An 8,060-nucleotide genomic window follows, 5' to 3' on the forward strand; every position below is an offset into this window, starting at 1 on the left:
GTCTCTATCCACGCGTCCAAATGTGAGAGTTCACTCGCGGAGAGAAACCCCTCACCCGTCTCACCGCTGCGCGGCGAGCCACCCTCTCCCACAAGGGGAGAGGGGAAGAAAGCTACGGCTTGCTCGGATCGAACCGCTTCTCCAATCCCTTCCAGCAATCCGCGTAATCGTCCTGCAGCGTCGATGCATTCGCAGCATGCGCGGTGACGCGCTGCGGATATCTCGTCTCGAACATGAAGGCCATGGTCCCTGTCAGCTTCACCGGCTTCAAATCGCCATTGCTGGCGTGCTCGAAGGCGTCGCGGTCGGGGCCGTGCGGCAGCATGCAATTGTGCAGGCTCATGCCGCCGGGGACGAAACCTTGCGGCTTGGCGTCGTAGACGCCGTAGATCAGGCCCATGAACTCGCTCATGATGTTCATGTGGTACCAGGGCGGACGGAACGTGTTGTCGGCCACCATCCAGCGCTCGGGGAAGATGACGAAGTCGATATTCGCGGTGCCCGCGGTCTCCGATGGCGAGGTCAGCACCGTGAAGATCGAGGGATCGGGATGATCGAAGCCGATCGCACCGACCGGCGAGAAGGTGCGTAGATCGTACTTATACGGCGCGTAATTGCCGTGCCAGGCGACGACGTCGATCGGCGAATGCGGCAATTTCGTCTTGAACAGCGCGCCGCCCCATTTCACGAACAGCTCGGTCGGCGTGTCCTTGTCCTCGTAATGGGCCACCGGCGTGAGGAAGTCGCGCGCGTTGGCGAGGCAGTTGGCGCCGATCGGCCCACGCTCCGGCAGCGTGAAGGCGCCGCCATAATTTTCGCAGAGATAGCCGCGCGCCGGCCCGTTCGGAATCTCGACGCGGAACTTGACGCCGCGCGGAATCACCACGATCTCGCCCGGCTCGGCATCGATGCGGCCGAACTCGGTGACGAGGCGAAGATTGCCCTGCTGCAGCACGAACATCAATTCGCCGTCGGCATTGTAGAAGTGCTGATCCACCATCGACTTGGTGATGAGATAGACATGCGCGGCCATGCCGGCTTGCGTGTTCACATCCCCCGCTGTCGTCATGGTCTGCACGCCCTGGACGAAGGTCAAATCGTCCTTCGGCAGCGGCGTCGGGTCCCAGCGCATCTGCGCGATCGGCAGGTCATATTCAGGGCACGGCGCCGAGCGCCACAGGCCGGCATCGACCTTCTCGAAGCGGCCGGAATGCTTCACCGAGGGGCGGATCCGATAGAGCCAGGAACGCTCGTTGCTGCCGCGCGGCGCAGTGAAGGGCGAGCCCGAGAGCTGCTCGGCATAGAGCCCGTAGGCGCAGCGCTGCGGCGAATTGCGCCCGATCGGCAACGCGCCGGGAAGCGCCTCGGTCTCGAAAGAGTTGCCGAAGCCGGACATGTAGCCCGGCGTCACCTGCGCCGAGCTGCGGATGATCTGGTCGGGCGAGGTGTTGATGTTCATGCCTATCCTCCTCCTTGCAGGGCGGCCCACATCTCCTGGTCGCGCTTGTCGGTCCAGATCACGGGATCATCGATGCCCGACGCCTCGTCATAGGCGCGCGACACGTTGAACGGCAGGCAATGCTCGTAGATGGCAAAGCTGTTGAATTTCGGATCCATCACCTCGCGCGTCGCCGCCATCGATTCCTTCAAGCTGCGACCCTTGGCGACCGAAATCTCCGCGGCGCCATAGAGCGAGGTGACGAAGTCGCGCGTCATCGCGATCGCTTCGCGCACCGTCGCCGTGCCCTTGAGCGCATCGCCGCGGCCCGGCGCGATCGCCTTGGGATTGAAGTTGCGGATCTCGTTCAGCGTCATCGGCCACTCACGCAGATGCGCATCGCCGCAATAGCACGCCGAGTGATATTCGATGAGATCGCCGGAGAACATGACTTCAGCGTCGGGCACCCAGGCGACGATGTCGCCGGAGGTGTGGCCGGCGCCGAGTTGCATCAGCCGCACCTCGCGCTTGCCGAGATAGATCGACATCTCGCCTTCGAAGGTCAGCGTCGGCCAGGTCAGGCCGGGGATGCTTGCGCGTCCTGGAACAGGCGCGGGAAGCGGCCGTATTCGGAATCCCAATCCTGCTTGCCGCGCTCCTCGATCAGCCGATAGGTCTCCTGCGAGGCGACGATGCCCTGCGCGTGATAGGCCGAGGCGCCGAGCACGCGCACGGCGTGATAATGCGACAGCACGACATATTTGATCGGCTTGTCCGTGACGGCTTTGACGCGCTCGATCACCTTGTTCGCCATCGCCGGCGTCGCCTGCGCGTCGAACACGAGGCAACCGTCGTCACCGACGATGACGGCCGTGTTCGGATCGCCCTCGGCGGTGAAGGCATAGAGATCGGTGCCGATCTCGGAGAAGGTGATCTTCTTCTCGGCGAGATCGCCGGTGGATGCGAAGTTCTTCGCCATCAGTTCATCCTTACGAGTTTATTGCTGTTGCTGTTGTTGCTGCTGGCCGTCGATCATGCGCCGCTTGGCAAGGGTGATTGCTTCGCGCAGCACGTCGATGTCCCCGATATGGTTGGCGAGGATCAGCACCAGCGCCGAATCGAAATCGGCGCTCTGCTCCTCGGTGAGACCACGATGCGCCTCGACGATGGCGCGGAACGCATCGTCAGGTCGCGCGAAGTTGGAGCTGGTGGACAGGGACATGAAAAACCTCAATTCAGGCCCTGTGTCAGGCCTTGCGCCCGCGACAGGGCCGCCGCGATCGCCTCCCGCGTCGAATGGCGGAAGCGCGCCGCGACGTAGCCGTCGGGCCGGAGCAGATAGGCGGTTCCCGGCTCGGCGTCATAGCGCTTTGCGACGAGGCCCGCGGGATCGGCAAGTCCATTCGCGCCGCCGATGCGGATGTCCCTCACGCCATCGGGCGCAGCGATCGCCGCGCCATTGCTGAAGGACAGCAGTGTAAAGTCCGTTCCGCCGTTCCGGAAGGCATCCGTGAGATAGGCCTGCTCGGCAATCGGCGCATCGAGCATGGAGCAGCCGGGATGCGGACCACCGCGCCAAACATCGGCATCGGATGACGATAGCGGCGAATCATAGCTGCACGGCACCGACAGCCTTCCGCCATTGACCATGCGCTTGCCGAACTCGGTCTCCTTGGCGAGCGACAGCACGGCCTTGCGCAGCCGCGCTTCCTGATGCGAGTTCGGCGCCATGAAATCAGTCGAACGGGTGGATTCGCGGATGTTCTCGTCGGCCGCCATGCTGCGCTCGGCGTGATAGCTCTCGAGCAGGCTCGCGGGCGAGGTGCCGCGCAGCACACGGTCGAGCTTCCAGGACAGGTTTTCGGCATCCTCCAGGCCCGAATTGGCGCCGCGCGCGCCGAACGGCGAGACCTGATGCGCGGAGTCACCGGCGAAAATCACGCGGCCATGGATGAAGCGATCCATCCGTCGGCACTGGAATTTGTACAGCGAGATCCATTCGAACTCGAACTTGTCATGACCGAGCATGCGCGCGATCCGCGGCCGCACGTTTTCCGGCTTCTTCTCGAGGGCCGGATCGGCGTAACGGTTGAGCTGCAGGTCGATGCGCCAGACGTCGTCGGGCTGCCGGTGCAGCAACGCCGAGCGTCCCGCATGGAACGGCGGATCGAACCAGAACCAGCGCTCGGTCGGAAATTCCGCGGTCATCTTGACATCGGCGATCAGGAACTGGTCCTCGAACACCTGCCCCGCGAACTCGGCGCCGACCATCTGCCGTAGCGAGGAGCGCGCGCCGTCGCAGGCGATGACATATTGCGCGTGCAGGCGGTAGGCGCCCTCCGGCGTCTCGATCGTCAGCGTCGCGCCGTCATTGCGCTGCTCCAGCGCCGTCACCTTGTTGCGCCAGCGCAGGTCGACCTCGGGCAGATCCCGGATGCGATCGACCAGATAGGCCTCGGCGTAGTATTGCTGCAGGTTGATGAAGGCCGGCCGCTTGTGGCCGTCCTCGGGCAGGAGATTGAACTGATAGAGCTGGGAGTCGCCGTGGAAGATGCGGCCGACGCTCCACACCACGCCCTTGGCGACCATGCGGTCGCCGACGCCGAGCCGGTCCCAATATTCCAGCGAGCGCTTCGAGAAGCAGATCGCGCGCGAACCTTCACCGATGCGGTCGGCGTCATCCAGAAGGACGACGCGCTGGCCGCGCTGGGCCAGATCGATCGCAAGCGACAGCCCCACCGGCCCGGCGCCGACCACCACGACCGGATGCTCGGCCGGGTGTTGAACGGGACGATCCTGGTCGGGGTGGCGTCGATAGCCGAACTGGGATTTGGCCTGCGCCATGCACTAACCTCGGCTCTGGTCAGGAGAGGACTGATCTGCTAGATAGTCTCACGTGCAACTATTTTGGACCGGAGCCGGCCGGCCGTCAACTGGAATTCGGAGCGCTCCCCTTGGCGAGGACATCCAGCAACATCGCAGTGAAGGCACGCGAAGCCGATGAGGCCTCAGGGCGGCGAAAGGCCCGGCTCGATCTGTTCAAGTTCGTGCCGTTTCGCCTCAACCGGCTCGCAGCCGAAGTCAGTTCCGCGCTCTCGGTCGAATATCAGGAACGCCACGGTCTCGACATTCCAGCCTGGCGCGTGATTGCCACGCTCGGATTCCGCAACGATGCCTGCAGCGCACAATTCATCGCGCAATGCACCCGCACACATAAATCGACCATCAGCCGGGCGGTCACAATGCTGTTGCATCAGGAGTTGATCGAGCGGGTCGAGAACGAAGCCGACCGCCGCGAATTCCGCCTGCAGCTGACCAAGAAGGGCCGCGCCCTCTACGAAGAGCTGTTCCCGCAATTGCTACGGCGGGAGGACGAAATCCTCGCCTGCCTCTCAGCGCAGGAGCGCAAGCAGCTCTCGATTCTGCTCGGCAAGATCGAGCAGAGCCTCGATTTGATCCAGACCAGCGAAGAGGCGGACGCCAAGCAGGCGTATTAGGGCGCTGGCTCGCAAACGGGCTGTCGCTCAAGGGCTGAAGCGTTTGGCGATGAAAAGAGACGACAGGGCGCGCGGCCCTCAACACTGCTCAATCAATTCACGCCATCATTCCGCGGCTGGTCATCGATCGCTCGATCGGAGATCCGAGCCTGGACGTCACTGTCTTCCTGCTTGATCGAAACACTTGCCGCACCGGTTTCCTCCTCCGCGGATAGCGACGGCGCTTGAGGCCGATCTTCGGCGTGGTTGCCGCGGAAACGGCGATGCAGTTTCTCACCTTGGTCGAAAATGATGTTGAGCAGCCATCCTGCGATCGGTCGCGCGATTGCACGAAACGGCCTGGCAATGATGAAACCGCCTTTCACATTCTCGATCGGGAAAGCCAATGCGTTGACCAGGGTATCGGCGGTGACGTACCGATAATTTTCTGCCAGTTGCTCGGTGTTCGTCAGCATCTGGATGGCAGGCTTGTCGTTCTCACCGTCGACCAGGATCATCGAGGAAAATTTATGGTCCGAACCGGTCAGTGCATTGGCCTGGGCCGTTGTGATGGGATGCAGGCGCACCACGCTGGCTTCGGTTTGCTGGCGGTAGTGCACGGCCAGCGTAAGCTCGCCCATCTGCACCGCGGCGAGCAGCGTACTGAGATAATCGGCATTAGGCTCTGGCTTCTCGAAACTGACGCCTGGGACCATTTCGATGATATCGAGAATGCGGCCCAGATCAGCGGCGGCCGCGGCGCGGTCGGCAAGACTCGCGGCCAGGTCGGCAATTGCCCTGGAAGCTTTCGAGAAATGCCCGCTGGCGCCTTTCATGGCGTCGGCAGCAAGATTTTTGAGTTTTGAAAGCACCGAACACCTTTGTGAATGTCGGGCACAACCTAGAAATGACGGATGAATACGTCAATCGGCTTGCACGATCGCGCATCCTGGGCCGATGCTTTACATCGCCTCCCGAGCGACGGTCGAAACCTACTTCGCCGCCGTCGCCACGAGGGACTGACCGGGTCAGGCGCAGCCGCGAGTGCAAAGACGAGGTCGTCGTGCGCGGCGGTGGGATCGGCGTGAGGCCGGGAAGGCGGGTGATGACATCTGGCTCCAAAGTGACGACATCGTCATTTCGCAGACGACCGCGTCGGCGGCAGATGCAGCGCCCACACATCGACCTTGTCGCTGGCGCGCGGATAGATCTCCGTCACGATTGGATCGTGGCCGGGGATGAATCGATCGGGGTGGCCGGCGAGGCGTTCGATCGTCTCCCACCCCACCGCCATGTCGCCGACATTGTAGACGATCGGGAACGGGCTCCGGCGCTGCAGATTGGCGTAGTAATGCGCGGCATCGGACGCCAGCACCACCGGTCCGCGGGCGGTTTCGACCTTGACCACCTGCAAGCCGTCGGAATGGCCGCCGACGCGATGCACGGTGACGCCGGGCGCGACCTCACCGTCGCCCGAATAGAAGGTGACACGCTCGCCGTAGACATGGCGCACCATCTGGGTGACGTGCTCGACCGAGAACGGATGTCGCAGCAGGCCGTTGCACATGCAGCGTCCCGTCGCATAGGCCATCTCGCGCTCCTGGAGATGGAAGCGCGCGCTCGGGAAGCGATCGAGATTGCCGGCATGGTCGTAATGCAGATGCGTCACGATGACGTCGCGGATGCTTGATGCCGCAACGCCAAAGCGCTCCAGCGCGTCGACCGGATTCAGCGTCAGCTTGCGCGCCCGCGCGCTCGCCTCCTCGGCATTGAAGCCGGTGTCGACCAGGATGTCGCGGCCGTGCCCTCGGATCAGCCAGACGAAATAGTCGAGGTCCTGCGCCGCGCTGTCATGCGGGTCGGGAGCCAGGAAGTTCATGCTGGGGGTGCGCGGCGACATCGTCGCATAGCGCAGGGCGTAGATCTCGTAGGCGTTTCCCATGGTTTTTGCTTTTGCTTCGCTCTTCTAAGTGGATCTTTTAAGTGAATCTTGCGGGACGATCCTGCGCAGCAAGCCATCGTCCATTGCAAAGGTCAAACGGCTCGCGGCGCGACGGGCAGGCCCTTCAATGTGAGACCAATCACATTTTCGTCGCCATGGCAGCCCTAACGTGCCGCCGACAAGATTGAGCCGGATCACCTCGAGCGCAACCATGACAGCCACTTTATTCCCCTTGCGACCCGCCCCGGCGTTGCGGTCAATCGTCGCGATAACGCCGAATCTCCAAGCGGTTGACGCCCCCGGCCCGCGGTTTGATAATGCGGGAAGCGTAAGTTAAGGTCGCCGCGGCGCAAGCTGGTAACGGCGCCTTTTTGGCTGGACCGCGCTGATTATGAAAATTCGCTTCTTTTTTCTTCTGCCCTTGCTCGTCTCGCTCGTCCCGACTGCCCCATCGCTTGCAGCCGGTGACCGTTTTGCGTTGGTGATCGGCAATGCCAAATATCCGGACGCGGATGCCCCGCTGAAGGAACCGATCAACGATGCGCGCGACGTCGCCGACGAGCTCAAGCGCGACGGCTTTGCGGTCGAGATCGGCGAGAATCTGACCGGCGACGGCATGCGCCGCGCCTTCGACAAGCTCTACGGCAAGATCAAGCCGGGATCGGTGGCCCTGGTGTTCTTCAGCGGCTTCGGCATCCAGTCGGCGCGCCAGAGCTATATGCTACCGATCGATGCGCAGATCTGGACCGAATCCGACGTGCGCCGCGACGGTTTCAGCCTCGAGACGATCCTCGGCGAGCTCAACACCCGCGGCGCCGGCGTCAAGATCGCGCTGGTCGACGCCTCCAGGAGGAACCCGTTCGAGCGCCGGTTCCGCAGCTTCTCGGCCGGCCTGACCCCGGTCATCGCGCCGAACGGCACGCTGGTGATGTATTCGGCGGCGCTGGCCTCGGTGGTCTCGGACGCCGGCGGCGATCACAGCCTGTTCGTCCAGGAGCTCCTGAAGGAAATCCGTGTCCCCGACCTGATGGCCGAGGAGACGTTGAATCGCACCAAGATGGGCGTCACCCGCGCATCCCGCGGCGAGCAGGTGCCGTGGATATCCTCTTCATTGGCCGAAGATTTCTCGTTCAGCCCGGGAGCCGGCGGATCGCGTCCGGCACCCGGCGCGCCGCCTGCGCCTCCCGCCCCGCCGGCTGTCGTC

7 protein-coding genes and 1 pseudogene are annotated in these 8,060 nt (G+C 63.3%); 2 read left to right on the plus strand and 6 right to left on the minus strand.

Translation table 11 applies throughout. From position 1 onward, the window contains the following. Window positions 1-112: 112 nt before the first annotated feature. The 4 genes and pseudogenes from hmgA to SE92_RS21875 all read right to left on the minus strand — a co-directional run bounded on the left by hmgA (window position 113) and on the right by SE92_RS21875 (window position 4,282). The gene (gene hmgA / locus SE92_RS21860) at window positions 113-1,459 is read right to left on the minus strand and encodes a homogentisate 1,2-dioxygenase (RefSeq protein WP_063198265.1); all 1,347 of its coding nucleotides are present in this window, start codon (window positions 1,457-1,459) and stop codon (window positions 113-115) included. A gap of 2 nt (window positions 1,460-1,461) precedes the next feature. After that, a pseudogene (locus SE92_RS21865) lies at window positions 1,462-2,417 on the minus strand (MBL fold metallo-hydrolase). 18 nt (window positions 2,418-2,435) lie between these two features. After that, on the minus strand, window positions 2,436-2,660 hold the full coding sequence (locus tag SE92_RS21870; protein WP_063198267.1) for a DUF2783 domain-containing protein: 225 nt from the start codon (window positions 2,658-2,660) through the stop codon (window positions 2,436-2,438). Between the two features lie 8 nt (window positions 2,661-2,668). Then, the gene (locus SE92_RS21875) at window positions 2,669-4,282 is read right to left on the minus strand and encodes an FAD-dependent oxidoreductase (RefSeq protein WP_063198268.1); all 1,614 of its coding nucleotides are present in this window, start codon (window positions 4,280-4,282) and stop codon (window positions 2,669-2,671) included. 110 nt (window positions 4,283-4,392) lie between these two features. Here SE92_RS21875 and SE92_RS21880 point away from each other — a divergent pair, with 110 nt between their 5' ends. Continuing rightward, complete coding sequence (locus tag SE92_RS21880) at window positions 4,393-4,935, plus strand: MarR family winged helix-turn-helix transcriptional regulator (RefSeq protein WP_063198270.1); 543 nt, start codon at window positions 4,393-4,395, stop codon at window positions 4,933-4,935. A 92-nt stretch (window positions 4,936-5,027) separates the two neighbouring features. Here the strand turns inward: SE92_RS21880 and SE92_RS21885 are convergent, their stop codons facing one another. Together SE92_RS21885 and SE92_RS21890 are read right to left on the minus strand one after the other, a co-directional pair. Beyond that, entirely contained in the window at window positions 5,028-5,786 is a 759-nt protein-coding gene (locus SE92_RS21885) for a hypothetical protein (protein WP_157095615.1), read from the minus strand. Window positions 5,787-6,049: 263 nt separating this feature from the next. Beyond that, window positions 6,050-6,856, minus strand: a complete 807-nt coding sequence (locus SE92_RS21890; protein ID WP_063198274.1) for an N-acyl homoserine lactonase family protein — start codon at window positions 6,854-6,856, stop codon at window positions 6,050-6,052. Between the two features lie 391 nt (window positions 6,857-7,247). On the opposite strand from SE92_RS21890, the gene SE92_RS21895 reads away from it, so the two are divergent. After that, window positions 7,248-8,060: caspase family protein (locus tag SE92_RS21895; protein WP_198172744.1), on the plus strand; the 813-nt coding region annotated here is incomplete at its 3' end.

Origin of the sequence: Bradyrhizobium sp. AT1 (genome assembly GCF_001590795.1) — a bacterium.
Classification (GTDB): Bacteria; Pseudomonadota; Alphaproteobacteria; order Rhizobiales; family Xanthobacteraceae; genus Bradyrhizobium.

What these genes read in the sequence shown, in the direction of transcription:
- hmgA (WP_063198265.1), bottom strand. Translation starts at nt 1,459, where the DNA reads ATGAACATCAACACCTCGCCCGACCAGATCATCCGCAGCTCGGCGCAG.
- SE92_RS21870 (WP_063198267.1), bottom strand. Translation starts at nt 2,660, where the DNA reads ATGTCCCTGTCCACCAGCTCCAACTTCGCGCGACCTGACGATGCGTTC.
- SE92_RS21875 (WP_063198268.1), bottom strand. Translation starts at nt 4,282, where the DNA reads ATGGCGCAGGCCAAATCCCAGTTCGGCTATCGACGCCACCCCGACCAG.
- SE92_RS21890 (WP_063198274.1), bottom strand. Translation starts at nt 6,856, where the DNA reads ATGGGAAACGCCTACGAGATCTACGCCCTGCGCTATGCGACGATGTCG.